Genomic DNA, 25,134 nt, shown 5'->3' with positions numbered 1-25,134 from the left:
GCTCGGACCCTGGAAGTCTTTGGTCAATCGCGAGGAGCCGCCATGCAGGACGACCCGTCTACCAGCCCCCTGACCCATTCCGCCACGTTGCGGCGTCTGTTGTATGAAGCCCTGGACGCCCTCGGGCTCGACCCCACCCGCGTCTACCGCAGCGTCTACCGGCGTATCCCGCTGCCGCCGCCGACCCTGGGCGGCCGCCTGGTGCATGACAACGCCCCGTTGTTCTGGACCGAACTGGCGGCGGTGACCGGCGATGCCGACATCGGCCTGCACCTGGGCGAGGCAATGAAGCCGCGCCTGCTCGATGTGGTCGGCTACCTGCTGCTGTCCGCGCGCGACCTGGAGGAGGCGCTGCGCAGCTTCGTGCGTTTCCAGCACATTCTCTCCGGCGGTTTCGCCGCGCGCCTCGAGGTCGAAGGGGAAACGGCAAGGCTGATCCTCGACATCAACTACCTGGGCTATGCCTCGCTGCGCCAGCAGATCGAATGCCTGATGCTGCTGTTCCTCAAGCTGCTGGCGCTGATCAGCGACGACGAGTTCGTCGCCGAGCGCATCGAGTTCCGCCACCGAGCCCCGCCGCGGCTGGGCGAACACCGCCGGTTGTTCGGCAGGCTGCCGCTGTTCTCGCGGCCGCACGATGCCCTGGTGTTTTCCGCCGCCTTGCTGCGGCGTCCTTCGCGCAACGCCAATCCGGACATGCATGGCGTGCTGACCCGCCACGCGGAAGAACAGACCCGCGAACTCAGCGAGAACCGCTTGCTCAATCGCGTGCGCTACCTGATCGAGCTGCGCCTCGGGGAGGGCTATGGCTTGCGCCAGTGCGCGGCGGAGCTGGGTCTTGGCAGCGGCGCCTTGCAGCGTGCGCTGGCCGCTGGCGGAGCGAGTTTCCGGCAGGTTCGCGATGAGGTTCGCCGGCAGCGGGCGAGCGAGATGCTGTTGGCCGGTCGCGCCATCCGCGAGGTGGCCAAGGCTTGCGGGTTCGCCGAGCTGTCGCCGTTCTACCGGGCCTTTCGCCGCTGGCACGCCGCGCCCCCGGAGCAATACAGGGCGCGGCTGGCGAAGCGGGAAGAGGGTTACTCGACCAGCGGTACCTGACGGCCGATCTCCAGGGTGGCGATGGCGTCGAGCTGGATCTCGATCTGCAGGAAGCGCATGGCGCGCTTGGGCGAGACGTTCTTGGCGATGCGCTTGACGTACTTGTCGCGCAGTTCCAGGCGGTCCTCCTGGAGGTCGTCGACACGCTCGATCAGCTTGCTCGCCTGGTCGTCGCTGACGTTGCCGCTGTTGTAGGCCTGGGCGTAGTCGAGCAGGAGCTTGAGGGTTTCCTTGCTGAGCTTGTCCGACTCGGTGCGGTAGGTGTTGTAGATCGGCCAGAACTTCTCGCCTTCCTGGTCGGTGAGGTTCATGTTGGCCTCGACGATGCGCTTGCGCTTGTAGTCGACGTCGGCCAGGTCGTTCTGGATCTGCGCCTGGTGCTCCTTCATCAGTTCCTTGCTGCTGGGCTGAGGGTCGTTCTGGGCGGCCATCAGCGGCAGGCTGACGAGGGCGAGCAGGGCGAGGGTGGGACGTAGGGACATGCAGCGACTCCTTGGTTCGGCAACGGCCCCTCGTGGGCCGACCCGGGCAGTGTAGCCGCTACGCCGTCCGGCGCCCCCTCCGGAAGGCCCGGTGTTGAGCCAGGTCAGCCTTTTTCCGGGGGCCAGGGGCAGTAGCAACCCACGGCGAGGGTATGGGTGGCATCCACCGGACGTCCCTGCAGCAGCGCTTCGAGGATCGGTTCGATGAAGCTGTTGCTGGAGGTGCATACCGCGCCCTCGCTATAGGGGCCGAAGTAGGCCAGGCGGCCGTCGCGGTCCCAGATCGCCACGGCCGGGCTGGCCGGCAACTGCTCGGAACCGGGCAGACCGGCGAGGGGGCGCAGGGCGGCCAGGTTGTCCGGCAGGCGGCCCTGGCTGCCAGGCTTCTGCAGGACATGGAACTCCACGCCCTTGCCGGCGAAGCGTTCGATCAGCTCGCCGAGGTGCTGCTGGTTGCCGACGTTGCAGGGGCAGGCCGGGTCCCAGAAATGCACCAGGCGGATCGGCCCCGGCCCGGCCAGCTCGGCCGGCAGGCGCAGGCTGTCGCCGGAGAACAGGGTGGTCTGCTCGCTGAACGGACGGATGTAGCGGATCTCGAACCACCAGTAGGCGGCGAGCAGGCCGCCGGCCCAGAGCAGGCCGACCAGGCTGACGAGGAGCGTCTTGCGGCGGGGAGTCATGGCATTCACACGGAAAACGGGTGCCAAGCTTGCCATGTGTTCGCGCGCAGCTGAATATCCCTGGGTTTCGCCCGTGGCCCGGCCACGAATCGATTGCAGCCCGGAACCGCCGATGTCAGAAGCCTTCAACCCCGATTACCTGCGCCAGCACCTGCGACCCTTGGCCGCGGCCGAGGCGGACGCCGCCGTCCTCGCCTACCAGGCCTACTACGGCCTGGACCTGCGCTCCCGCCATCCGCGCCTGCAAGCGCGGCTCGGCAGCATGGCGGTCGATGGGCGCCGCCTGGCGGTGCAGGCCTGGCTGCTGCCGGAAGCGCGCGGCAGCCTGTTGCTGATGCATGGCTATTACGACCACATGGGACTGTATCGGCACGTGGTCGACTGGGCGCTGGGCATGGGCTTCTCGGTGCTCGCCTGCGACCTGCCGGGACATGGCCTGTCCGAAGGCGAGCGGGCCAGCATCCGCGACTTCGCCGAATACCAGGCGGTGTTCAAGGGCCTGCTGGGCCAGGCTGCCGAACTCGACCTGGCGGCGCCCTGGCACCTCTGCGGACAAAGCACCGGTGGGGCGATCCTGCTGGACTACCTGCTGCACGGCGGCGAACGTCCCGAGCTGGGCGAGACGATTCTCCTGGCGCCGCTGGTGCGTCCGCGCGCCTGGGGCTGGTCGAAGCTCAGCTACCGCCTGCTGAGCCCCTTCGTCGACTCGATCCCGCGGCGCTTCTCGGAGAACTCCAGCGATCCGCAGTTCCTCGACTTCCTCCGCGAGCACGATCCGTTGCAGCCACGCACCCTGCCGACCGCCTGGGTCGGCGCGCTGACCCGCTGGGTGCCGCGCATCGAGCGGGCGCCTCGGCGTGCCCTGAGCCCTCTGGTGGTGCAGGGCGAGTCCGACGAGACGGTGGACTGGCGCCATGGCCTGAAGGTGCTGCGGGAGAAATTCGACGAGCCGCGGATACTGTTGCTGGAAGAGGCGCGCCATCACCTGGCGAACGAAAGCGAGGGGCTGCGGCGGCGCTATTTCGATTTCCTGAGCGACGCGCTGGGGGCCTGAGTACCAGGCCCCGCGGCGATCAGGGGGCGACCGCCTGGTCCACCGCCAGGCCGGCTTTCAGCGCGGCCAGGGCCGCCTGGTAGTAGCTGCGGCCGGCCGGCGACTCGGCGAAGTTCACGTACTGGGTGAGTTCCGCGTCGGAGAGATCGCGGTAGACATACAGCAGGGTGTTCTCCAGGTCCGCGCCGATCTGCTGCACCAGGCGCTGGCGCTGGCCTTCCAGCAACTGGCCGGTCTGTCCGCCGCCAAGCAGGCCGGGGAGGCCCGGAAGCATCTGGCTGAGGCTGTCGGCGGCGACCCCGGCCAGGGCCAGGCTGACTTCCGCACCGGCCTCTCGGGCCGGAAGGACCTGGGCCAGGCGCTTGACCAGGGCCCGGCGTGGCTGGCTGGCGGTCTGCCGCGGCAGGCCGTTGCTGTGCTGGAGCAACTGGTCGCGGCGGGTGGCGAGCACCTCGGCGGCGACCACCTTGCGCCCCAGCGGCGACTCGAAGAAATTCAGCGGGCTGGCGCTGTCCGGAAGGTTCTCGCGCAGGCCGTTGAGGGCGCGCTGGTCGACTTCGGCCGGGGCGAAGCGGCGATTGCTGTTGTCCACCAGGGTCTGGTAGAGCGCGGGTGGCAGCTTGTCCTGGTAGCGCTTCTGCGCCGCGTCCAGGGCATCGCTGAAATGCGCGCGCTGGTCGGGCCAGCCAGCGGCCTGGTACAGGCGTTGATAAGGGTCGGCCAGGGCGGGCAGACCAACCAGCAGTAAAGCGAAGGCGAGCAAAGCGCGCATTGATACTCCTTTGGCGGCGAAAGCCTCGTCGTTCGGGTGGTGCCGTCCATGGGGCGCTATTGTCGACATGCGGCGGACCGCTTGTCGAGACACCGGGGCGGCACGCTACAATGGACAATGCACATCAACGTCAATCATCCACTCCTGCATCGCATCGTCGATGAACTGGTCGACCAGGGCTGGTCGCACCAGAGCATCTTCATGCCTGAGCGTCTGACCACCAGATTGGCCGAAGAGTGCCGCACCCGTGCGGTCGCGGGCGACCTGACCCCGGCGGCGATCGGCCGCGGCGACGGCCAGGTGATCCGCGAAGGCATCCGCGGCGACCTCACGCAATGGCTGGAGCCCGGAGAATCCGAGGCCTGCGACGAATACCTGGGGGTGATGGACAACTTGCGCCAGGCGCTCAACGCCTCGCTGTTCCTCGGCCTCGAGGATTTCGAGTGCCACTTCGCGCTGTACCCGCCGGGCGCCTATTACCAGAAGCATGTCGATCGTTTCCGCGACGACGACGCACGCACCGTCTCCGCGGTTCTCTACCTCAACGATGCCTGGTTGCCCGAGCATGGCGGCGCGCTGCGCCTGCACCTGCCGCAGCGGCAGGTGGACATCCAGCCGACGGGCGGTAGCCTGGTGGTGTTCATGTCCGCCGGCACCGAGCACGAAGTCCTGCCCGCCAGCCGCGACCGGCTGTCGCTGACCGGCTGGTTCCGCCGGCGCAACGAATCCCTCCTGCAACTTTCCTGAACCCTCGGCGGCGTCGCCGCCTCAGTGACCCCAGACCTTGATCGTGCCGCGCAGGTCGGTGATGTCGCGCAGTTCGATGCGGCCGATCGAGTTGTCACCGATGTACAGGTCGCTGGCCACCCGCAGGCGGATGCGCTGCGCCGGCAGGCCGCTGGCGATCAACTGGTCGTTGATGGTGGCGAGGTCCGGCAGGCTGATCGCCAGTTGCTGCCCGCCGCCGCTGCCGGTGGTCACGTCCAGTGCCAGGGTCGGCTGCTCGACGCCGAAGATCGGCAGGCTCAGGCCGAGCTGGGCGGCGCCCAGGGGGATGTTGCCGCCGCGCCCGTCCGGGCAGTCGCCGACCTTCACGCAGCCGTTGTCGATCACCAGGTTGCGCAGCGAGAGGCTGCCGCCGTCGTCCACCCAGGCGACCCTGGCCGCGCCGGCGCGCAGGTCCAGGCGCAGGCTGATGCCGGCCTGGCCGGTGACCTGGCTGAGACTGTCGTTGTCCAGGGCCTCCATGGCCGCCTGGCTGGCAGCGCTGGCGAGCAGCGCGGGGGCCAGGAAAAACGGTAGAAGCGAGCGGGTCGGGAGCATGACGGGCGGGTCCTTCGCGGTTGCGCGGGAAGCCAGTCTGCTCGGGGCGGCGGAGGTTCGCCATGGGCCGCCCGCAGTTCTATCCTAAGGATCGGCAAGAAATAGCCCTGGTCCCCGCCATACGGGCGCTGGAGCGCTACCGCGAGGCCTAACTCCGGTTGGGTCGAGGGCGGGTTTCCCCGGTGCTTCCCGGCTACTGTTACCGGGCGTGACCATCGGTGAGCGGCAGGCTACTCTGTGTGCCTGTCAAAGGGGTGGAGCATCCATGCAGAAGGTTCTGGTCAGCCGTTGCCTGCTGGGCCACCTGGTGCGCTACGACGGTGGCAGCCATGGCCCGTTCGACCTGCTCTCGCGCTGGCATGCGCAGGGGCGGATCGTCGCCCTTTGCCCGGAGGTCGCCGGAGGCCTGCCGACGCCCCGCCCGCCAGCGGAGATCCCCGGCGGCCAGGGCGGCGAAGTGCTGGACCGGCTGAACCGGGTCTTCACCGTCGACGGCGAGGATGTCAGCGAAGCATTCCTGCTGGGTGCGGAGGCGGCAGTGGAGCTGGTCCGCCGCCATGACATCCGGATGGCCGTGCTCAAGGCGCGCAGTCCGTCCTGCGGCAACCTGGAGAACTACGACGGGCGCTTCAACGGCAACCGGGTCGCCGGCGAGGGCGTTACCGCCGCCGCCCTCAAGCGCATGGGCGTGCTGGTATTCAACGAGGATGAACTGGACCGCGCCGCGGTCTGCCTGGCCGGCCTCGACGCCGGCGGCTGAACTCAGCGCCGCAGCGGCGCGGTCAGGCGGTTCTCCAGGGCTTTCTGCACACGCTCGAAGAGTGCCGAAAGCAGCCAGTAGATCCCGGCGGCGGCGAGATAGAGCGGCAGCGGCTGGAAGGTCTCGGCGATGACCTCCTTGGTCGCCAGCATCAGTTCGGTCACGGTGATCACGGAGATCAGCGAGGTGTCCTTGATCAGGCTGATCAGGCTGTTCGACAGGCTCGGCACCGCCAGGCGCAGGGCCTGCGGGGTGATGATGTTCCACAGGGTCTGGCCCCAGGTCAGGCCGACCGAGAGCCCGGCTTCCCATTGTCCCTTGTCGATGCCGAGGATCGCCCCGCGCATGGACTCCGAGAGATAGGCCGCGACATTCAGGGTCAGCGCCAGGATGCCCGCGGTGACCGGGGTGAACTCGATGCCGACGCTCGGCAGCCCGTAGTACAGGACGAAGATCTGCACCAGCAGTGGCGTCCCGCGGAAGGCGCTGACGTAGACCGCGGCGATCTGCGAGACCACCGGCACCTTGGTCACCCGGACCACCGCGACGCTGAAGCCGAGGATCAGGCCCAGGACCATCGATACCGCGGCGAACAGCACGGTATACATCGCGCCCTGGAGCAGGAAGGGCCAGGCCATCCCGAGCAGCTCGACCAGGTTGGCGAGCCATTCGAGCAATTTCTGCAGCGAATTCATTCAACACTCCATCGACAAACACGACGGCCGCGTCCCTCGGACGCGGCCGCTTCCCCCGTTCGGGCGGGAACTCACTTCGGCGGCTGGCTGACGTCCAGGCCGAACCACTTTTCCGAGAGCTTGGCGAAGCGGCCGTCGGCCTTGATCTTCTCCAGCGCCGCGTTCAGCGCCTCGCCGAACTTCGGGTTGTTCTTCCGGTAGGGAATCGCCATGTTCGCCACCGGTCCCACCGCCGCGCCGGGCTTGACCGGGAGCTTGGCCTCGCGGATGGCGAAGGGGATCAGCAGGCGGTCGTTGAGCGCCGCGTCGATACGCTTGCTGGCCAGGTCCTGCAGGTATTCCGGGGCGCCCGGATAGGTGCGCACGTTGACGCCGGCCACCGACTTCGCCAGGTCGGCGTAGTTGGTGCCCTGGCCGACGCCGAGCTTGAGGCCCTTGAGGTCTTCCAGCGACCTGAACTGGCGGGTTTCGTCGGCGCGCACGATCAACTGGGCGCTGGAGATGGTGTATGGCTCGCTGAAGTCGAAGACCTTGCGCCGCTGCTCGTTCACCGAGACCTGGTTCAGCGCGATGTCGTACTTGCCGCTCTGCAGGCCGGCGAGGATGCCGCTCCATTCGGTGGTGACGAATTCCGGCTTGACCGCCAGTTCGGCGGCCAGCAGTTCGCCCAGTTCGGTCTCGAAGCCGGTGAGCTTGCCGCCCTGCTTGAAGTTGAACGGCGGATAGGTGCCCTCCAGGGCGATGCGCAGGGCGCCGCGCTGGTGGACGTCGTCGAGCAGCTCGGCATGGGCCAGCGGGGCGGCCAGGGATACCAGCATCAGCAGGCGGGGCAGAAATCGCATGTAGTACTCCTCGGGTGGGAATGAACGTCGGTCGGGCCTATGCTGTTCGTTCAGCTTAGCCGGGCCCGCGTCCTGGACAATCGCGAACCTACTGGGTTGCATGCGGTCTTTCCAGGGGTTGCGGGCATTGACCCGGATTATGTGCGCGAGCGCCGCTCTAACACGGGCTTCGCAGTGGAAATCGCTGTGCCAGCGATGCCTTTCCCTGATTCGGAAGGCACGAAGAGTGCCGGGGAAATTCCGTCCAGTGGCGTTTCCCGGGTGCTAACGGAAGTGAAAACAGGAGACTCCCATGAGAGTGACATTGCCTTGCCTCGGTCTAGCCGCCCTGATGTTCGGCGCATCCGCCAGCCTGATGGCTGCCGACCTGCCTCGGACTAAGGCGCCCGAAGGGGCGAAAGTGTATTTCATCACGCCGGCCGATGGTGCAACCGTCGACAAGACCTTCACCGTGAAATTCGGCCTGAAAGGCATGGGCGTGGCGCCGGCCGGCGTCGACATGCCGGATACCGGCCACCATCACCTGCTGGTGGACCTGAAGGAGCAGCCGGCGATGAACCTGCCGCTGCCGATGACCGACAACATCCGCCACTTCGGCAAGGGCCAGACCGAAACCGAGATCACCCTGCCGCCGGGCAAGCACACCCTGCAACTGCTGGTGGGCGACAAGAACCACGTGCCGCTGGAGCCGACCGTGGAGTCGGAGAAGATCACCGTTACCGTCAAGTGACGGAAACGAAAAAAGGAGGCCGCTGGGCCTCCTTTTTCCTTTCCGCCGGACGCTGCCTTAGAACAGCACGCGGCTACGGATGGTGCCGTTGACCTGCTGGAGTTTCTCCAGGGCCAGGTCGGAGTACTCGGCGTCGACGTCGATCACCACGTAGCCGACCTTATCGTTGGTTTGCAGGTACTGGCCGGAAACGTTGATGCCGTTGTCGGCGAAGACCTTGTTGATCTCGCTCATCACGCCGGGGATGTTGGCGTGGATGTGCAGCAGGCGGTGCTTGCCCGGGTGCGACGGCAGGGCCACTTCGGGGAAGTTGACCGAGGACACCGAGGTGCCGTTGTCGCTGTACTTGACCAGCTTCTCCGCCACTTCCAGGCCGATGTTGGCCTGTGCCTCGGCGGTGGAGCCGCCGATGTGCGGGGTCAGGATCACCCGGTCCAGGCCACGCAGCGGGCTGGCGAATTCCTCGTCGTTGGATTTCGGCTCGACCGGGAACACGTCGATGGCGGCGCCGATCAGGTGCTCATCCTTGATCGCGGCGGCCAGGTGGTCCAGCTCGACCACGGTGCCGCGCGCGGCGTTGATCAGGATGCCGCCCTTCTTCATCGCGCGGATTTCCTTCTCGCCGATCATCCACTGGGTGGAGGGCAGTTCGGGAACGTGCAGCGAGACGATGTCGGACATGCCCAGCAGCTCGTGCAGGCTGCCGATCTGCACCGCGTTGCCCAGCGGCAGCTTGGTCACGGTGTCGTAGAAGAACACCTGCATGCCCAGGGCCTCGGCGAGTACCGAGAGCTGGGTGCCGATCGAACCGTAGCCGACGATGCCGAGCTTCTTGCCACGGATCTCGAAGGAGTTCGCCGCGCTCTTGATCCAGCCGCCGCGATGGCAGGAAGCGTTCTTTTCCGGGATGCCGCGCAGCAGCAGGATCGCCTCGGCCAGTACCAGCTCAGCCACAGAGCGGGTGTTCGAGTAGGGCGCGTTGAACACGGCGATACCGCGTTCGCGAGCGGCGTTGAGGTCGACCTGGTTGGTGCCGATGCAGAAGCAGCCGACCGCGATCAGTTTCTTCGCGCAGTCGAAGACCTCTTCGGTCAGCTGGGTGCGGGAGCGAATGCCGATGAAGTGCGCATCGGCGATCCTTTCCTTCAGCTCATCGCCGGAAAGCGCGGTCTTGAGGTACTCGATGTTGGTGTAGCCGGCGGCCTTCAGCGTGTCCACGGCGTTCTGGTGGACACCTTCGAGAAGAAGGAACTTGATCTTGCTCTTGTCGAGAGAGGTCTTGCTCATCTGCGTAAACCTGTTGTCCCGGAGGAAGTGGCTGGAAAGCGAACTGCGCGAAGCGGGTCCGGCCGGCGCTGGCCGGCACCCGCAACTCGGCGCCCAGAGGCACTAAGCGCGGGGGGCGTATGCTAGCATGTTCTCCCTTTTCCTTGCCCGGTTGCGACCTGAGTTGTTCTCAGGGCGACCATGAATCATTTGAGAGTTCCCGAATGACCCGCGAAGCCCTGATCGAATCGCTCAAGCCCCTGGTCGAGCCTGGCAAGCTGCTCGACGACGCCGCCTCCCTGGACGCCTACGGCAAGGACTGGACCAAGCATTTCGCCCCTGCGCCGCTGGCCATCGTGTTCCCCAAGAGCGTCGAGCAGGTCCAGGCGATCGTCCGCTGGGCCAACCAGCACAAGGTCGGTCTGGTCCCGTCGGGCGGTCGTACCGGGCTCTCCGCCGCGGCCGTGGCGGCCAACGGCGAAGTCGTGGTGGCCTTCGACTACATGAACCGGATACTCGACTTCAATGCCTTCGACCGTACCGTAGTCTGCCAGCCGGGCGTGGTTACCAAGCAACTGCAGACCTTCGCCGAGGAAAACGGCCTGTACTACCCGGTTGACTTCGCTTCTTCCGGTTCCAGCCAGATCGGCGGCAATATCGGCACCAATGCCGGCGGGATCAAGGTCATTCGCTACGGCATGACCCGTAACTGGGTGGCCGGGATGAAGGTCGTCACCGGCAAGGGCGACCTGCTCGAGCTGAACAAGGACCTGATCAAGAACGCCACCGGCTACGACATGCGCCAGCTGTTCATCGGCGCCGAAGGCACCCTGGGCTTCGTGGTCGAGGCGACCATGCGCCTGGAGCGCACGCCGAAGAACCTCACCGCTATGGTCCTCGGCACGCCCGACTTCGACTCGATCATGCCGGTGCTGCATGCCTTCCAGAGCAAGCTCGACCTGACCGCCTTCGAGTTCTTCTCCGACAAGGCCCTGGCCAAGGTCCTGGCCCGTGGCGACGTACCGCGGGCGTTCGAGACCGACTGCCCGTTCTACGCCCTGCTGGAGTTCGAGGCGACCACCGAGGAAGTCGCCAACGAAGCGCTGGCCACCTTCGAGCACTGCGTCGAGCAAGGCTGGGTGCTGGACGGGGTGATGAGCCAGAGCGAGCAGCAGTTGCAGAACCTGTGGAAGCTGCGCGAGTACATCTCCGAGACCATCTCCCACTGGACGCCGTACAAGAACGACATCTCGGTCACGGTTTCCCGGGTGCCCGCCTTCCTCAAGGACATCGACGCCATCGTCGAGGCCAACTACCCGGACTTCGAGGTGGTGTGGTTCGGCCACATCGGCGACGGCAACCTGCACCTGAACATCCTCAAGCCGGAAAACCTCGGCAAGGACGAGTTCTTCGCCAAGTGCGCGACCGTCAACAAGTGGGTGTTCGAGACCGTCGAGAAGTACAACGGCTCGATTTCCGCCGAGCATGGCGTGGGCATGACCAAGCGCGACTACTTGACCTACACCCGCTCGGAAACCGAAATTGCCTATATGAAGGCACTGAAGGCGGTGTTCGACCCCAACGGGATCATGAATCCCGGCAAGATCTTCGCCGAGTAGCAGGTTTCGCAACGCAGAGGGCCGGTCATCCGGCCCTTCTCGTCTGTGGCGGGCGCCACGGATGCCTTTCCACCCGTTCAGGAGTCGGTAAATGAGTTACCAGCATCAATATATCGACGGCACCCCGATCCACTTCCCCCTGGGCAAGCTGGTCTGCGTCGGGCGCAACTACGCCGAACACGCCAAGGAACTGAACAACCCGGTTCCCACCGAGCCGCTGCTGTTCATCAAGCCCGGCTCCTGCGTGGTGCCGGTGAGCGGCGGGCTGAGCCTGCCGCAGGAGCGCGGCTCGGTACACTACGAGGCGGAAATCGCCGTGCTGATCGGCAAGCCGCTGTCGCGCAAGCCGAACCGCGAGGAGGTCCTCGACGCGATCTCCGGCTATGCGCCGGCGCTGGACCTGACCTTGCGCGAGGTCCAGGCGAAACTGAAGGAAAAGGGCCTGCCCTGGGAGCTGGCAAAGAGCTTCGATGGCGCCGGCGTGCTGTCGCCGTTCGTGAACGCCGACCAGTTTCCCGACCCGACCGACATCGGCATCCGCCTGACCATCAACGGCGAGGTGCGCCAGGACGGCAACAGCCGCGACATGCTCAATCCGATCGTGCCGCTGATCCAGCACATCGCCGGGCATTTCTCGCTACAGGCCGGCGATGTGGTGCTGACCGGCACGCCGTCCGGGGTCGGGCCGCTGAACAGCGGCGACGAGTTGCTGCTCGAATTGCCGGGCGCCAGCCGTTTCGAGACCCGCGTGCTCTGAACCGCTGCGGCCGCCGGGGGCGGCCGACCTCCCTAGCGCCGGCAGCGGAAGCGACTGTCGGTCGGCTGGCCGACGCTTCGATTGACAGGCCGGGGGCAATGCCCTTTCATGGCGACGCCCAAGAAAACACCTGGCCAAACAGTCGAGCCTCGCCCATGTCCCTTGCCTCCAAGCTTCCCCGTTTCCGCTGGCTGCTGCCGGCGTTCGTCGTGCTCGTCGGCGTGGTGCTGACCATCGTCATGCATTGGGACGATCGCGCCGGCCTTTGGTGGAAGGAAAGCCAGGCCAGCCAGCAGCAGCGCGACGAAAGCATCTGGCTGCCGGGCTATCGGGTGGTGATCGACGCCAAGCCGTTGCAGGGCCTGGAAGAGGACGAAACCTCGGACCTGGCCTACAACCCGGCAACCAGGACCCTGTTCACCGTTACCGGCAAGCGGCCGCTGCTGGTGGAGCTGTCGCTCACCGGCGACGTGCTGCGCACCATCCCGCTGCTCGGCCTGAGCAATCCCGAAGGCGTGGCGGTGCTGGAGAACGGCAACGTCGCAGTGACCGACGAGCGCCGCAATACCCTGACCATCTTCCATGTCGACCCGCAGACCGCCGAGCTGAGCACCAAGAGCCTGGCCGAATTCCCGCTGGGCAATATCGGCAAGAAGAACAAGGGCTTCGAGGGCATCGCCTGGGATCCGCGCCAGCAGCGTCTGTTGCTGAGCAAGGAGCGCGATCCGATGACCCTGTTCAGCTGGAAGAGCGACGGCGGGCCGAGCCTGAGCGGGGCGATGACCGCGCTACCGAGCGACGACCTTTACATGCGCAACGTCTCGGCGCTCAGCGTCGACCCGCGTACCGGGCATACGCTGGTGCTGTCGGCCGAATCGCATCTGCTGCTGGAGCTGGACGAGAAGGGCGAGCCGGTCAGCTTCATCAGCCTGCTCGGCGGCTTCAACGGCCTGGACAGCAAGATCCCGCGCGCCGAAGGGGTGGCCATCGACGACGAGGGCACCATCTACATGGTCAGCGAGCCGAACCTGTTCTACGTGTTCCGCAAGAAGAGCGGCGAGCGCCTGGCCACCAGCGATGCCGATTAAGCCTGGTTTCAGCAAGGCTTCGTAGCCTGGACCCATCGAAACCAACTACGAGGCGTTACCCATGAAACTTCGTCACCTGCCCCTCATCGCTGCCATCGGCCTGTTCTCCACCGTCACCCTGGCCGCTGGCTATACCGGCCCGGGCGCTACCCCGACCACCACCACGGTGAAGGCCGCGCTGGAAGCCGCCGACGACACCCCGGTGGTCCTCCAGGGCACCATCGTCAAGCGCATCAAGGGCGACATCTACGAGTTCCGCGACGCCACCGGCAGCATGAAGGTCGAGATCGACGACGAAGACTTCCCGCCGATGGAAATCAACGACAAGACCCGGGTCAAGCTGACCGGCGAAGTCGACCGCGACCTGGTCGGCCGCGAGATCGACGTCGAGTTCGTCGAAGTGATCAAGTAAGGCCCTGAATCGAAACGGCCCGCCTCTCTTCCGGGAGGCGGGCCGTTTCGCGTTCCGACCGGGCGAAGTTGCGGGCGGGCTTACCGGTGAACCCCTTCGAAACCCTGTAGCACGTTCACCGCGTTGATCCCGATTTCCTCCACCGCGTAGCCTCCCTCCATCACGAACAGCGTGGCCAGGCCGAGCTTGCCGATGGCTTCGCCCATGCGCAGGTAGTCGGGGCTGTCCAGGCGGAACTGGGAAATCGGGTCCTCCTTGAAGGTATCCACCCCCAGGGAAACGATCAGGACGTCCGCCGCATAGGCCTGGATCTGCCGGATCGCCGCCTGCAGCGCCTGGCTCCAGGTCGCCCAGTCGCTGCCGGCCGCCAGTGGGTAGTTGAAGTTGTAGCCGGTGCCGACGCCGTTGCCCTTCTCGTCGGCGTAGCCGAGGAAATAGGGGTATTCGAAGCGCGGATCGCCGTGGATCGAGGTGAACAGCACATCGGCGCGGTCGTAGAAGATGTCCTGGGTGCCGTTGCCATGGTGGTAGTCGACGTCGAGGATCGCCACCCGCCCGGCGCCCCGGTCGAGGAAGGCCTGGGCGGCGATGGCGGCATTGTTGAAGAAGCAATAGCCGCCCATGTAGTCGGCCGCGGCGTGGTGGCCCGGCGGGCGACAGAGCGAAAATACCGAGCGCGCGCCGTTGGCGAGTTCGGACTGGCCGCTGAGGGCGACGTTGGCCGAACTGGTGATCGCCTGCCAGGTCCCGGCGGTGATTGGCGCGCCGGCGTCGAAGGAGTAGTAGCCGAGGCGACCGTCGATGTTGTCCGGCTCCGTCTGCCGCAGGCGCCGGGTCGGCCAGGCGATCGGCAGCATGTCGTGGCTGCGGCCGGTGGCCAGCCAGTCCTGCCAGGCGTTCTGCAGGAAACGCACGAAACCCTCGCTGTGCACCCGGCGGATCGGTTCCAGGCCGAAGTCGCGCGGTGCGCGGACTTCGCCGAGGCCGACGGCCTTCACGCGGTCGAGGACCATGTCGGCGCGGCTGGGTTTTTCGAAGCAGGGGGTGAACTGGCCGCCGATCAGTTCGTGCCGGCCGTGGTGCAGGCGATGGTCGTCGCTGTAGATGGTCAGCATGTCGGGCTCCCGGGCTCAGTTCTGTTCGGAGAAGGTCACGGTCGGCGCCTTGCGGCGGAAACCGCCGGTATGCAACGCCAGGTAGGCGAGGCCGGCGGCGAACCAGGTCAGGCCGATCACCAGGGTCAGCGCCGAGAGGCTGGTCCACAGCCACAGGGTCAGGCCCAGGCCGATGGCCGGCACCAGCCCGTAGCGCAGCAGGTCGCGCGGGGCGCGGCGGCCGTCGAGCAGCAGGTAGCTGCGGATCACCGCCAGGTTCACCGCGGAGAACGCCACCAGCGCGCCGAAGCTGATCATCGAGGCCAGGGTGGTGAGGTCGATGACCACCGCCAGCAGGGAAATCACCGAGACCACCAGGATCGCGATCACTGGCGTCTTGAAGCGTTCCGAGAGGCTGCCGAACACGCGCCGCGGCAGGATGCCGTCGCGGCCCATGCTGTAGAGGATGCGCGACACCGAGGCCTGCGAGGCCAGTGCCGAGCCGGCGGCGCCGGCGACGTAGGCGGCGGTGAAGAAGCTGGCGAGGAACTTGCCGCCGGCCGCCAGCATCACTTCGTTGGCCGCCGACTCGGCGTCCTGGAATACGCTGCCGGGGAACACCAGTTGGCTGAAGACCGCCAGCACGGTGAACAGCAGGCCGGCGCCGACCGTGGTGATGACGATGGCGCGCGGGATGTCGCGTTGCGGGTCGCGGGTTTCCTCGGCCAGGGTCGAGACCGCGTCGAAGCCGAGGAACGACAGGCACAGCACCGCCGCGCCGGCCATCAACGGGGCGAAGCCCGGCTGGCTGCCGTCGCCGACGAAGGGCAGGCTCAGGTCCAGCGAGGGGATGCCGGCCAGGTGCTTGACCGCCATGGCGACGAACACCACGGCGAAGACGAACTGGGCGCCGACGATCACGTTGCTCATGCCGGCCACCGAGCTGATGCCGATCACGTTGAGCACGGTGACCAGGCCGATCGCCGCGAGCACGAAGATCCAGGCCGGCACCATCGGGAAGGCGATGTTGAGGAACAGGCCGATGAGCAGGTAGTTGATCATCGGCAGGAACAGGTAGTCGAGCAGCAGCGACCAGCCGGCGAGGAAGCCGACGCAGGGGCCGAAGCTGAGGCTGGTATAGGAATAGGCCGAGCCGGCGATGGGATATTTCTTCACCATGAAGCTGTAGGAAAAGGCGGTGAAGAGCATCGCCGCCAGGGTGATCAGGTAGGCGCTGGCGGTGCGACCGCCGGTGATCTCGGTGACTACCCCGTAGGTGGTGAACATGGTCAGCGGAACCATGTAGACCAGCCCGAAGAAGACCAGGGCGGGGAGCCCGAGGATGCGCCGCAGGCCGGTGCCCTGGGCGCTGTGGACGTACTCGGGGCGCTTGCCGCCGATGAGGATGCCGTTGTTGCGTTGGCTGGCCATGTTCCGCTCCTCGCGAAATGCCGTATCGATCCCGCAGGCGGCCGCGTGGGCGGACCTTTCCTGCGCCGGGTGAATGGACGGGCTAGTGGAAAACCGCTGGGGTTTCCGTCGGGTCGGTGGAAATGGCAGTGACGAGAGGGCGCGCGGCGTGTGCGGGCACGGGCGTTGGGGCGTCGATAGTGTTCATGGCGTTCTCAGGAAGCGTTCTTGTTGGATTTCTAGCTCGCGGTCGCGAGGTTCCCTTGGGCTCTGCCGGCGCCGTTTCCGCGGCTCCGGGCGACCCCTCGAGGAGGGCGCGGTTCGACTCTAGCAATCCGGTTTCGCCGGGGAGAACCCTGTAGACGGTCAAAAAGGGATCGAGATGGCCAAACTGGCTGGCCGGCCAGCGCTGGCGCGAGCTGGCCGCCAGCGCCGCGTCGATCATTTCTTAAGCTTGGTCCAGACCTTGCTGCGCAACGCCAGGGCTTTCGGCGAGCAGAGCTTGAACGGCTTCAGGCGGTCGAGCTTGTCCTGCGGGGTGTTGATCGCCGGGTCGTCGAACAGCGCCTTCTCCATGAATTTCTCCGAGCCGACGATGGCGTTGTTGTACTTGGCGAAGTTGGAGGCGGCGGCGATGTTCTCCGGGCGCATCATCCAGTCGATGAAGACGTGGGCTTCCTTGACGTTGCTGGCGTCGCGCGGAATCGCGAAGTTGTCGATGAACAGCCGGATGCCTTCCTTCGGATAGACGTATTCGAGGCTGGCGCGTTGGGCGTGGGCGCGGTGGAAGGCGCCGTTCCACTGCTGGTGCATGGCGACCTCGCCGGCGGCCATGCGCTCGATGGTGCCGTCGCTGTTGTACATGGCCAGCGCCGGCTTTTGCCTGAGCAGCAGGTCGAGGACCTTCTGCGCTTCCCTGGCGTCCTCGGTGCATTCGTCGATGCCGAGGTAGTAGGTGGCGGGAATGAACAGTTCCTCGATGGAGTTCAGCGCCACCACCTTGCCTTTCAGCTCGGCTGGTGGTTCGAAGAACGGCTTCCAGCTTTCTTCCAGCCTGCCGCCCGGCACCTTCGCCGTATCGTAGCTGTAGCCGGTGGTGCCCCAGAGATAGGGAATGCTGTAGTCGTGGCCGGGATCGAAGCCAAGGGTCCGGAAGTTTTCCTTCAGATTGCCCAGGCTCGGCAACTGGCTCTTGTCGAGCTTTTGCAGCAGCCCCTCCTTGACGAATATTTCTATGAAACTGTCCGACGGCACCACCACGTCGTAGGCGCCGCCTCCGGCCTTGAGCTTGGCCAGCAGCGTCTCGTTGCTGTCGTAGGCGTCGAGGGTGGCCTTGATCCCGGTGTCCTTCTCGAACTTCTTCAGCAACTCCGGCGGGTAGTAGTCCGACCAGTTGGCGAAGTGCAGGGTGCCTTCGGCGCGAGCCTGGCCGCCCAGGGCTAGACCGGCGGCGAAGAGCAGGGTGAGCGGTGTGCGGTAGGTCATGGTGGACTCCTGGCGATCTTCTGTTTTTTCTTCGTGGAGGCAGGTTCTCAGCGGCGGCGTTGGCCGAGGTAGTACGACAGGGCGACGAAGGCGATGGAAATCATGAGGATGATCGATGAAATCGCATTGATCTTCGGGGATATGCCCATGCGGATGGAGCTGAAGATGTACACCGGCAGGGTGGTTGCGCCGGCGCCGGCGACGAAATAGGTGATGACGAAATCGTCCATCGAGATGATGAACGCGAGCATCGCCCCGGACAGCACGCCGGGCATCAGCAGCGGCAGGGTGATTTTCCAGAAGGCCTTCCACGGCGAGGCGTAGAGGTCGGCGGCGGCCTCCGCCAGGCGCGGGTCCAGGCCCTCCAGGCGGGCGCGGATCGGCAGGTAGGCGAAGGGGATGCAGAACACGATGTGGGCGATGAGGATGGTGAACAACGACAGCTTCAGGCCGATGAAGGAGAAGAACATCAGGGTCGCCACCGCGGTGACGATCTCCGGCACCAGCAGCGGCAGGCCGAGCACGCCGTTCATCAGGGTCTGTCCGCGGAAGGCGCGACCACGCATGCCCAGCGCGGCGAGGGTGGCCAGGACGGTCGAGGCCAGGGTGGCGAGGGTGGCGACGATCAGCGAGTTCTTCGCCGCGCGGAGGATTTCCGGATCGTTGGCCACCACCGCGTACCATTTCAGGCTGAAGCTTTCCCAGAGCGTCGCCGACTGGCCGCTGTTGAAGCTGAGCGCTACCAGCACCAGGATCGGGATGTAGAGGAAGGCGAAGAACAGCCAGGCGGCCTGGCGCACTCCGCTGAAGGTCCAGAGTGGATTGCGGCCGTTCATGGCTGGCCTCCGCCGGCGTTGGCCCGGAAGCGCAGGTTGTGGATCAGCATCGCCAGCAGGACGAAGGCCAGCAGGGCGAACGAAAGGGCGGCGCCGAAGGGCCAGTTGTGCGCGGTACCGAATTGCAGCTGGATCAGGTTGCCGATCATCAGCGCCTTACCGCCGCCGAGCAATTCCGGAATGATGTAGCTGCCCAGGGCCGGGATGAATACCAGGATGCAGCCGGCGACTATCCCCGGCATCGCCAGCGGCACGATCACCCGGCGCAGCGCTTTCCAGCGGTTGGCGCCGAGGTCGAATGCCGCCTCCACCAGGCGCCAGTCCATCTTTTCCAGGCTGGTGTAGATCGGCAGCACCATGAACGGCAGGTAGGTATAAAGGAGGCCGATGATCACCGCGTTGTCGGTATAGAGCAGCCCCAGCCCGGTGTCGGTCAGGCCGATGCCTTGCAGGCCGGCGTCCACCAGCCCGCCGTTGCGCAGCAGCAGGATCCAGGCGTAGACCCGCACCAGCAGGTTGGTCCAGAACGGCACGGTGACCAGGAACAGCAGCAGGTTGCGCCGGCGTTCCGGCTGCAACGCCAGGTACAGCGCGGTGGGGAAGCCGAGTGCCAGGCAGCCGAGGGTGGTCAGCAGCGACAGCCAGAACGAGCGCTGGAAGATGCCCAGGTAGTCGGCGTTGAACACCAGGCTGTCGTCCAGGTCGCGTTCCCAGAGGAAATTGAGGTAGGCCTCCAGGCTGTGCTGGCCCCACTTCACCCCGCCGTAGTCGCCGGACTGCTGGATCGACACGGCGAACATGATGCCCAGCGGGATCACCAGGAACAGCACCAGCATCAGCATCGCCGGGCTGCTCAGCAGCAGGCGCCGACGCAGCTGCCGGCGTTCGGCCGACTGTTGCGCGGAAGGTCGGCCGGTGGCGCTCATTCGGCGAGCACCCGGATGGCGGCGGCGGGAACCCGCACCCGCACCTTCGCCCCCGGACTGTGCGGGCAGCGTGCGCCGTCGCGGTTCTGCTGGCGCACGCGGAAGCCCGGCTGGCCGGCCACGTTCAGGTGGTAGACGGTATCGGTGCCGACATAGACGACGTTTTCCAGCACGCCTTCCAACTGGCCGTCGGCGGCCAGTTCGGTGCGCTCCGGGCGGATCGCCAGGGTCACCGCGCCGCTGCCCGGGGTCGTCGCGGCCAGCCGCTGGCCGTCCGCCAGGCGCACGCCGTCGGCGTCGGCCTGGCCCTCGAGGAAGTTGGTTTCGCCGATGAAGTCGGCGACCGCCCGGTTCAGCGGCGCCTCGTAGATGTCGCTGGGTGTGCCGACCTGCAGCACCTTGCCCTTGCTCATCACCGCGATGCGGTCGGACATGGTCAGCGCTTCCTCCTGGTCATGGGTGACGAAGATGAAGGTGATCCCGGTCTCGTGCTGCAGGCGCTTCAGCTCGATCTGCATTTCCTTGCGCAGCTTCAGGTCCAGCGCCGACAGCGACTCGTCGAGCAGCAGCACCTTGGGCCGGCTGGCCAGCGCGCGGGCCAGGGCGATGCGTTGCTGCTGGCCACCGGACAACTGGTCGGCGCGGCGCTTGCCGACCTCCGGCAGCTTCACCAGCTCGAGCATGCGGCTCACGGTGGCGCCGATCTCGCTGCGCGGGCGGCCCTGCATCTCCAGGCCGAAGCCGATGTTGTCGGCGACGCTCATGTGCGGGAACAGCGCATAGCTCTGGAACACCGTGTTGACCGGGCGGCGGAACGGCGGCAGGCCTTCCATGCGTTCGCCATAGAGGCGGATGCTGCCGGAACTGGGCTGTTCGAAGCCGGCGATGAGGCGGAGGAGGGTGGTCTTGCCGCAGCCGGAAGGGCCGAGGAGGGTGAAGAATTCGTTGGCGTGGATATCCAGGGACACATCGTCAAGGGCCTTCAGGCCTTGGCCGGGGGTACCGAATTCCATGCAGATCCGCTCGATGGCTATCGCGCTGGTCATGCTGAATTCCATGCAGTCAAGCAGTTGTTATTGTTGAGGTTTTGCGGTTTCTGGGGCCCGCTTCACCTGCTGCGGTTCGATAATGACCGGGGCGCCGCGGGCGCAGAACGATAGATGCGGCCAATAAGGGATCGAACAGGCCAATCTGGTGGCGCTGGAAGAAGACTGCGGATGCTCTCTTGTCGTCTCTTTCGGACAGGAAACTCGGACCTGTCCGAGTCGCCCGGGCGGCTGGCTGACTTTAAGCTTGGCTTCAGCCTGGAGCCGTAGCTTGCGTAGGAAAGGTCGGGCGCAGCCCGTTTCCATACAGCGTACAGGCTCTATGCTATGACTATCCACGCCCAAACTCCCGAGCCGTTTTCAATGTCCCGAGCTTTTACGCCTCGCCGTCTGCTGCTGGCCGTCCTGCTGGTCGCGCTGACCGCGCTGGTCCTTCTCGGCCAGAGCTTCCGCGTCTTCGACCGGGCCTGGTTCGCTGTCCAGGAGTGGCGTCACGCCGATGCCTGGAAAGAGCGCTCGATATGGCTGCCGGACTACCGCGTGCGGATCGAGGCGCAGCCCATCGAGGGGTTGAACGACGACGTTTCCGCGCTGACCTTCGATCCCGACCGGCGCACCCTGTTCACCGTGACCAACCAGCCGGCGCAGATCATCGAGCTGTCCTTGCAGGGCAAGGTACTGCGGACCATCCCGCTGACCGGCTTCGGCGACGCCGAGGCCATCGAGTACATCAGCCGCGGTGTCTACGTGATCACCGACGAGCGCCAGCAACGCCTGGTCAAGGTGCGCCTGGAGGACGATACGCGCTTCATCGACGCTGCCGATGCCCAGCAGCTTTCGCTGGGTATCGGCCTCAACGGCAACAAGGGTTTCGAGGGGCTGGCCTACGACGCCGAGGGCAAGCGCCTGTTCGTCGCCAAGGAGCGCGACCCGGTGCGCATCTACGAGATCCACGGTTTCCCCCACACCCAGGCGGACAAACCGTTCGCCGTGCACGTGGTGGACGACCCCGGGCGCGACAAGCGCCTGTTCGTCCGCGACCTGTCCAGCCTGCAGTTCGACGAGGGCACCGGGCACCTGCTGGCGTTGTCCGACGAGTCGCGCCTGGTAGTCGAGCTGGACACCGACGGCGAGCCGGTCAGCACCCTGTCGCTGCTGCGCGGCATGCACGGCCTGAAGCGCAGCGTGCCGCAGGCCGAGGGCGTGGCGATGGACGACCGTGGCGTGCTCTACCTGGTCAGCGAGCCGAACCTGTTCTACGTGTTCAGCAAGGACGAGCCGGCGCAGCCCTGACGCGGATGCGGGGACGGCAGGAGCGTCCCCTGGACCGCTCAGAACTGCCAGTTCACCCCGAGCGAATAGCCCGCCTGGTTGCCTTCGCTGTGGGCGAAGCGGCTGTTGGCTTCGGCGAAGACCCCGAGCTGCTCGGTGATCGCCAGTTGCGCGCCAAGCTGGGCGCGGCCGAAATCCTTGTCCACGCCGCCCATGTCGGCGACCCGGACACGCCCGTCGCCGCGGCTGGTCAGGTCCATGTCCTCCAGGCGTCCGTCCGCCAGCTCGCGGACCCAGCGCAGGCTGGCGTAGGGTTGCAGGCGCATTCTCGCACCCAGCGCCAGCTCGCCGCGCAGGCGCCAGCCGAGGCTCGCCTCCAGCGAGTCGTAGTCCTGCTTCTCGTAGCCGAGTGCGGTACGCAGGGCCTCGTCCTCGCGGAAGTCGTCGATGCGGTAGCGCATGTAGTCGAGACCGGCCAGCGGCCCGCTCCGCAGTTCGCCGAAGCTGAAGTCATAGCCGCCTTCCAGCCGGGCGCCCCAGGACCAGGCCGAGGTGTCGCCCGACAGACGCTGGTCGAGCAGCACCGGGCCGCCGGCGGCCTGGAGGTAGACCGAACGCTTGCTGTCGTAGCGGGTATGCCCGAGGTTCAGCTCGCCGGCCAGCCATTCCGGACCGCCGTCGTTGTACAGGCCGAACAGGCCGAGCTGCCAGGTGTCGCCCTCGATGCGCCCGCCATGGTCCAGCTTGTCGCGGCTGCGCTGGAAGGCCAGGCTGCCGCCGAGGGTCAGGGCCTCGCTGTAGCGGTAGTCGCCGAGCAGATGCACGCCGGCGCGCCTGGACTCCGGATCGCCAGGCATGTCGAAACCGCTGTCCGGCGAGACCTCGCCCTCCGCGCCCACCTCGCCGTCGAAGCTGCCTACCGGCCGGTTGCTGCCGAGCAGGGTCAGCCAGCGGCGGTCGTGCAGGCGGGTCAGTGCCTGGTGCTGGCGCTGCAACTGGTCTTCCATCTGCCGCGCCAGGGCGCCGCCGGAGGCGGTGGAGGCCAGCAGGTCGGCGTTGGTCAGCTCCAGCACCAGGCGCGTCAGCAGGCGGGAAAAGTCGCGCATGCGTTGCTCGATGCGCTCCTGGCCGAGGGCGTTGGTCAGTACTTCCTTGTTGTCCTCGGCCGGGTCGTGCCAGGTTGAGCCGCCGGGAATCGCCGGGTTGTCGGTCTGCTCGTAGCCGTCCAGGTCGCCCAGTTCCCAGTTGGTCGCCTCGATGAACAACACCGGGATGTCCATCCCGTTGAAGCTTTCGCCGTCGCTGCAGCAGCCGGTACCCGCCGGGTATTCGGCGTTCAGGCCGGGGTTGGTGAACAGCGGGATGTCCAGCTCGCGGGCGATGCGCAGGATCTGTTCGCGGTAGGCGCCGAGGGCCGGGTTGGACACGCTGTTGGAGCCGGCATGGGCGTACATCTTGTCGCCGGTGACCAGGCTGTCGAGGTTGATCATTCCCAGCAGGTTGGCGCGCTGGCTGGCGTCGAGGGACTCGACGTAGGCACGCGAACCGCGCAGGCCTTCCTCCTCGGCGCCGAAACCGACCACCTCGAGGCCGTTCTCCAGGGCGATGCCGCCGAGGTTGCGGGCGATCTCGGTGAGCACCGCCGCGCCCGAGGCGTTATCGTCCAGGCCCTGCAGGGTCGGGCGACCGTAGTAGGTGTCGTAGTGCGCGCCGAGTACCAGGAACTTCCCGCTGCTGCCGGGCGCCGAGGCGATGACGTTCTGCGAACTGCGGTTGCCGGCCCAGGTGAAGTCCTGGCGACTGGTCTGGTAGCCGAAGCCCAGGCGCGACTGCATCAGTTCGCTGGCGCCGGCGAAGCTGGCGGTGCCGCGATAGCGGCCCGGGTAGTCGGTGATCAGGCGCTCCAGGGTCTCCCCGGCGTATTCCCCGTATTGATAGGCGTTGGCGCCCAACGACAGCGCAGCACATCCCAGGCCTACAGCGACAGCTAATGGTTTGAACACGGCACTTTCCTCTGTGTCGGTACGATGGTGCATCGAATGATGCTCGCGCCGCGGAAAGCAGGATGCGGACCGTTTCATGTCCCTGGAGCACGAATTGACGCCTGGGCGACCTGCGGTGTCGCCAGGTTGTAAGAAGCGTCGCTCCTGGCGATGGGCAGGAAGCTTCGTGCTGGACGTAGTGTTACCGGCGATGGCCGCTACTGGGGCGTGACTTCCCGTTTCGGGGCTTGGTAACCGCGAGCGGTCGATTTACAGTGCTCGCCCTGCCGATCTCCTGGATACCCGTCGCATGAACATTTTCCGCGAAGCCCTGCTCAACCGTCGCCTGAAGAAGGCCCTGGCACGTCACGGTTGCCGCATGGCCAGCGGGGTCGAGACGCTGCGCGACGGCACGCAGGTGACGCTGGAGCCGAACGTGAAGCTGGGCAAGGCGAAGATCCACTCGCCAGCACTGGAGGTCGGCGCCTATACCGACGTGGTCAGCGGCTGCGAGTTCTTGGAGGTGGCCAGCATCGGCCGCTTCTGCTCGATCGCCACCGGGGTGGTGATCGGCCAGCCGCGCCGCTCGCATCCAATGCACTGGCTGAGCACCCACGCCTTCACCGCCAATCCGAAGCTGTTGCGCAAGCCGTTGCAGCCCGAGCACGAAGCGACCCCGGCGCGGATCGGCCACGATGTGTGGATCGGGCGCGACGCGCTGATCCTCGATGGGGTGGAGATCGGCACCGGCGCGGTGATCGGCGCGCAATCGCTGGTCAATCGCGACGTGCCGCCCTACGCGGTGGTGGCGGGTTCGCCGGCGCGGGTACTCCGCTATCGCTTCGCGCCGGAGCTGATCGAGCGACTGCTGGCGAGTCGCTGGTGGGAGTTGCCGCTGGACGTGCTCGGCGAATTGCCGCTGGACGATCCGCAGGCCTGCGTCGAGGCGCTGGAGCGTCGGCCGCCGCAGGCGCGCCAGGAGGCGCGGCGCTTGCGCATCCGGCACAAGCCGTTCGCCATCGAATGGCTGTCCTGAGGCCCGCAGCCGCCGCCGGCGTCGACGGCGGCCAGGGCTGGATCAGCTTTCGTCGCTGAGGCCGGCTTCCGGCGCTGCGCGCTTCACCGACTGCACGCCGGCTTCGGCGTTGGCCTGGCTGGCATAGAGCTGGCTCTGGCCGACGACCTGGCCATTGGTGGCCTTGAGCACGAAGTGGAACTTGCCGTTGTTGGCCGGCTTGACCTCGAAGGCACCGTCGCGCTGGGAGTTCTTGCGCACCGACTCGATGCCGCCGAGCGCCGAGTCCTTGGCCTTGTACAGTTCGCTGGTGAGAATGATCTCGCCGTTGGCGGCATGCAGGTTGAAGTGGAACTGGCCGTCTTTCGCTTTCTTCAGATGGAATTTGGCTGCCATGTCTAGCTCCTTGTTCACGGGGTGCGGCGGATCGCAACGGACCAGCCGTCTGCTGAGACACAGCGTAGCCGCTTTTGTTGCAGTGTCGCCCCGCACC

26 protein-coding genes are annotated in these 25,134 nt (G+C 66.4%); 11 read left to right on the top strand and 15 right to left on the bottom strand.

Translation table 11 applies throughout. From position 1 onward, the window contains the following. Nucleotides 1–42 precede the first annotated feature (42 nt). A complete protein-coding gene (locus FOC67_RS24450) occupies nucleotides 43–1,095 on the top strand; it encodes an AraC family transcriptional regulator (RefSeq protein ID WP_003110711.1) in 1,053 nt (350 codons plus the stop codon). On the opposite strand, the gene FOC67_RS24445 is transcribed toward FOC67_RS24450, so the two are convergent. Together FOC67_RS24445 and FOC67_RS24440 are read right to left on the bottom strand one after the other, a co-directional pair. Further along, entirely contained in the window at nucleotides 1,074–1,577 is a 504-nt protein-coding gene (locus FOC67_RS24445; protein WP_003112942.1) for a transcriptional regulator, read from the bottom strand. The genes FOC67_RS24450 and FOC67_RS24445 overlap by 22 nt on opposite strands. 104 nt (nucleotides 1,578–1,681) lie before the next feature. Then, nucleotides 1,682–2,293 carry a DUF6436 domain-containing protein gene (locus FOC67_RS24440; RefSeq protein ID WP_031627657.1) on the bottom strand — a complete coding sequence of 204 codons (612 nt, stop codon included), beginning with the start codon at nucleotides 2,291–2,293 and terminating at the stop codon, nucleotides 1,682–1,684. A 76-nt stretch (nucleotides 2,294–2,369) separates the two neighbouring features. Between FOC67_RS24440 and FOC67_RS24435 the strand changes: the two genes are divergently transcribed. Then, nucleotides 2,370–3,311 (top strand): alpha/beta hydrolase, encoded by a 942-nt coding sequence (locus FOC67_RS24435; RefSeq protein ID WP_003084318.1) that lies wholly within the window; start codon nucleotides 2,370–2,372, stop codon nucleotides 3,309–3,311. A gap of 19 nt (nucleotides 3,312–3,330) precedes the next feature. Here the strand turns inward: FOC67_RS24435 and FOC67_RS24430 are convergent, their stop codons facing one another. Continuing rightward, entirely contained in the window at nucleotides 3,331–4,083 is a 753-nt protein-coding gene (locus FOC67_RS24430) for a hypothetical protein (protein WP_009315024.1), read from the bottom strand. A 48-nt stretch (nucleotides 4,084–4,131) separates the two neighbouring features. Between FOC67_RS24430 and FOC67_RS24425 the strand changes: the two genes are divergently transcribed. Continuing rightward, a complete protein-coding gene (locus tag FOC67_RS24425) occupies nucleotides 4,132–4,830 on the top strand; it encodes a 2OG-Fe(II) oxygenase (protein WP_073656392.1) in 699 nt (232 codons plus the stop codon). A gap of 21 nt (nucleotides 4,831–4,851) precedes the next feature. Here FOC67_RS24425 and FOC67_RS24420 read toward each other — a convergent pair whose 3' ends face one another. Then, on the bottom strand, nucleotides 4,852–5,406 hold the full coding sequence (locus tag FOC67_RS24420) for a DUF6160 family protein (protein ID WP_009315025.1): 555 nt from the start codon (nucleotides 5,404–5,406) through the stop codon (nucleotides 4,852–4,854). A 265-nt stretch (nucleotides 5,407–5,671) separates the two neighbouring features. Here FOC67_RS24420 and FOC67_RS24415 point away from each other — a divergent pair, with 265 nt between their 5' ends. Next, a complete protein-coding gene (locus FOC67_RS24415) occupies nucleotides 5,672–6,166 on the top strand; it encodes a DUF523 domain-containing protein (RefSeq protein ID WP_003112945.1) in 495 nt (164 codons plus the stop codon). Nucleotides 6,167–6,168: 2 nt separating this feature from the next. Here the strand turns inward: FOC67_RS24415 and FOC67_RS24410 are convergent, their stop codons facing one another. Then, entirely contained in the window at nucleotides 6,169–6,861 is a 693-nt protein-coding gene (locus tag FOC67_RS24410) for an amino acid ABC transporter permease (protein WP_003084339.1), read from the bottom strand. A gap of 71 nt (nucleotides 6,862–6,932) precedes the next feature. Next, entirely contained in the window at nucleotides 6,933–7,703 is a 771-nt protein-coding gene (locus FOC67_RS24405) for a cystine ABC transporter substrate-binding protein (RefSeq protein ID WP_009315027.1), read from the bottom strand. A gap of 292 nt (nucleotides 7,704–7,995) precedes the next feature. Between FOC67_RS24405 and FOC67_RS24400 the strand changes: the two genes are divergently transcribed. Then, complete coding sequence (locus FOC67_RS24400; protein ID WP_003084345.1) at nucleotides 7,996–8,433, top strand: DUF4399 domain-containing protein; 438 nt, start codon at nucleotides 7,996–7,998, stop codon at nucleotides 8,431–8,433. 57 nt (nucleotides 8,434–8,490) lie between these two features. On the opposite strand, the gene serA is transcribed toward FOC67_RS24400, so the two are convergent. Further along, the gene (serA, locus tag FOC67_RS24395) at nucleotides 8,491–9,720 is read right to left on the bottom strand and encodes a phosphoglycerate dehydrogenase (protein WP_003084348.1); all 1,230 of its coding nucleotides are present in this window, start codon (nucleotides 9,718–9,720) and stop codon (nucleotides 8,491–8,493) included. A 203-nt stretch (nucleotides 9,721–9,923) separates the two neighbouring features. Between serA and FOC67_RS24390 the strand changes: the two genes are divergently transcribed. From FOC67_RS24390 to FOC67_RS24375, 4 genes are all read left to right on the top strand, one after another. Continuing rightward, complete coding sequence (locus FOC67_RS24390; protein ID WP_003112948.1) at nucleotides 9,924–11,318, top strand: FAD-binding oxidoreductase; 1,395 nt, start codon at nucleotides 9,924–9,926, stop codon at nucleotides 11,316–11,318. Nucleotides 11,319–11,409: 91 nt separating this feature from the next. Next, entirely contained in the window at nucleotides 11,410–12,075 is a 666-nt protein-coding gene (locus FOC67_RS24385) for a fumarylacetoacetate hydrolase family protein (protein WP_003110705.1), read from the top strand. Nucleotides 12,076–12,173: 98 nt separating this feature from the next. Continuing rightward, nucleotides 12,174–13,163, top strand: a complete 990-nt coding sequence (locus FOC67_RS24380) for an SdiA-regulated domain-containing protein (RefSeq protein ID WP_003128872.1) — start codon at nucleotides 12,174–12,176, stop codon at nucleotides 13,161–13,163. A 61-nt stretch (nucleotides 13,164–13,224) separates the two neighbouring features. Beyond that, nucleotides 13,225–13,575: a NirD/YgiW/YdeI family stress tolerance protein gene (locus FOC67_RS24375; RefSeq protein ID WP_003084357.1), complete on the top strand. Its 351-nt coding sequence runs from the start codon at nucleotides 13,225–13,227 to the stop codon at nucleotides 13,573–13,575. A gap of 80 nt (nucleotides 13,576–13,655) precedes the next feature. On the opposite strand, the gene aphB is transcribed toward FOC67_RS24375, so the two are convergent. From aphB to FOC67_RS24345, 6 genes are all read right to left on the bottom strand, one after another. Then, nucleotides 13,656–14,690 (bottom strand): acetylpolyamine amidohydrolase AphB, encoded by a 1,035-nt coding sequence (gene aphB, locus FOC67_RS24370; protein ID WP_003110574.1) that lies wholly within the window; start codon nucleotides 14,688–14,690, stop codon nucleotides 13,656–13,658. A gap of 15 nt (nucleotides 14,691–14,705) precedes the next feature. Beyond that, on the bottom strand, nucleotides 14,706–16,100 hold the full coding sequence (locus FOC67_RS24365) for an APC family permease (protein WP_009315028.1): 1,395 nt from the start codon (nucleotides 16,098–16,100) through the stop codon (nucleotides 14,706–14,708). 420 nt (nucleotides 16,101–16,520) lie between these two features. Then, complete coding sequence (locus tag FOC67_RS24360; protein WP_003084365.1) at nucleotides 16,521–17,564, bottom strand: extracellular solute-binding protein; 1,044 nt, start codon at nucleotides 17,562–17,564, stop codon at nucleotides 16,521–16,523. Between the two features lie 47 nt (nucleotides 17,565–17,611). Beyond that, nucleotides 17,612–18,400 carry an ABC transporter permease gene (locus FOC67_RS24355; protein ID WP_003084366.1) on the bottom strand — a complete coding sequence of 263 codons (789 nt, stop codon included), beginning with the start codon at nucleotides 18,398–18,400 and terminating at the stop codon, nucleotides 17,612–17,614. Continuing rightward, complete coding sequence (locus FOC67_RS24350) at nucleotides 18,397–19,326, bottom strand: ABC transporter permease (protein ID WP_003084369.1); 930 nt, start codon at nucleotides 19,324–19,326, stop codon at nucleotides 18,397–18,399. Before FOC67_RS24350 ends, FOC67_RS24355 begins: the two co-directional genes overlap by 4 nt. Next, on the bottom strand, nucleotides 19,323–20,372 hold the full coding sequence (locus FOC67_RS24345) for an ABC transporter ATP-binding protein (protein WP_009315029.1): 1,050 nt from the start codon (nucleotides 20,370–20,372) through the stop codon (nucleotides 19,323–19,325). The genes FOC67_RS24350 and FOC67_RS24345 overlap by 4 nt, the downstream gene beginning before the upstream one ends. Nucleotides 20,373–20,699: 327 nt before the next feature. On the opposite strand from FOC67_RS24345, the gene FOC67_RS24340 reads away from it, so the two are divergent. After that, nucleotides 20,700–21,665, top strand: a complete 966-nt coding sequence (locus tag FOC67_RS24340) for an SdiA-regulated domain-containing protein (protein WP_004364984.1) — start codon at nucleotides 20,700–20,702, stop codon at nucleotides 21,663–21,665. 38 nt (nucleotides 21,666–21,703) lie between these two features. On the opposite strand, the gene FOC67_RS24335 is transcribed toward FOC67_RS24340, so the two are convergent. Further along, nucleotides 21,704–23,647, bottom strand: a complete 1,944-nt coding sequence (locus tag FOC67_RS24335) for an autotransporter outer membrane beta-barrel domain-containing protein (RefSeq protein ID WP_004364986.1) — start codon at nucleotides 23,645–23,647, stop codon at nucleotides 21,704–21,706. 289 nt (nucleotides 23,648–23,936) lie between these two features. Here FOC67_RS24335 and FOC67_RS29855 point away from each other — a divergent pair, with 289 nt between their 5' ends. Beyond that, nucleotides 23,937–24,662: a CatB-related O-acetyltransferase gene (locus tag FOC67_RS29855; RefSeq protein ID WP_009315031.1), complete on the top strand. Its 726-nt coding sequence runs from the start codon at nucleotides 23,937–23,939 to the stop codon at nucleotides 24,660–24,662. Nucleotides 24,663–24,704: 42 nt separating this feature from the next. On the opposite strand, the gene FOC67_RS24325 is transcribed toward FOC67_RS29855, so the two are convergent. Beyond that, nucleotides 24,705–25,037: a YegP family protein gene (locus tag FOC67_RS24325; protein ID WP_003110581.1), complete on the bottom strand. Its 333-nt coding sequence runs from the start codon at nucleotides 25,035–25,037 to the stop codon at nucleotides 24,705–24,707. Between the last annotated feature and the right edge of the window lie 97 nt (nucleotides 25,038–25,134).

Source organism: Pseudomonas sp. FDAARGOS_761 (assembly GCF_013343155.1).
Lineage (GTDB): Bacteria > Pseudomonadota > Gammaproteobacteria > Pseudomonadales > Pseudomonadaceae > Pseudomonas > Pseudomonas aeruginosa.
The sequence above is the reverse complement of the archived record's forward strand: the minus strand, read 5'-3'. Positions and strand labels throughout refer to the sequence as shown.